The following is an 823-nucleotide window of genomic DNA, read 5'->3' on the forward strand; positions in this document are numbered from 1 at the left end:
TGTTCAGTGCCGCTTAGCATCTTGAATAGCGTTGATTTACCCGCGCCGTTGGCACCGATGATACCCACGATTGCACCTTTAGGCATGTTGAACGATAGGTCATCAATCAGAACGCGACCGTCAAACGACTTAGTCAGGTTCTTCACTTCAATCACTTTGTCACCTAGACGCTCACCTGGTGGGATGAACAGCTCGTTGGTTTCGTTACGTTTTTGGTGCTCAGTGTTTTGTAGCTCTTCAAAGCGCGCCATACGTGCTTTAGATTTTGCTTGGCGACCTTTAGGGTTTTTACGTACCCATTCAAGTTCTTTTTCGATGGTCTTTTGGCGAGCGCTTTCTTGTGATGCTTCTTGTTGTAGACGTGCATCTTTCTGCTCTAGCCAAGAGGTGTAGTTACCTTCCCATGGAATACCTTCACCACGGTCAAGTTCAAGAATCCAACCTGCTGCGTTGTCTAGGAAGTAACGGTCGTGGGTGATCGCCACAACAGTGCCAGAGTAATCCACTAGGAAGCGTTCTAGCCATGCAACCGACTCTGCATCCAAGTGGTTGGTTGGTTCGTCGAGTAGTAGCATGTCTGGTTTCGATAGAAGCAGACGACAAATTGCTACACGGCGACGTTCACCACCAGATAGGTGAGCGATTTTTTGGTCCCACTCAGGTAGACGAAGTGCATCTGCCGCACGCTCTAGCGTGTTTTCTAGATTGTGACCGTCTTTTGCTTGGATCAGAGCTTCTAGTTCACCTTGCTCTTTCGCTAGCGCATCAAAGTCTGCATCTGGTTCTGCGTATGCAGCGTACACAGCGTCAAGACGTTTCAGTG

At 48.7% G+C, this 823-nt stretch carries 1 protein-coding gene; it reads right to left on the minus strand.

Annotated elements, in window-relative coordinates; all coding sequences use genetic code 11:
- On the minus strand, positions 1–823 hold an 823-nt coding region (locus R7093_RS24795), incomplete at both ends, for an ATP-binding cassette domain-containing protein (protein ID WP_318146962.1).

The organism is Vibrio sp. 1580 (assembly GCF_033340055.1).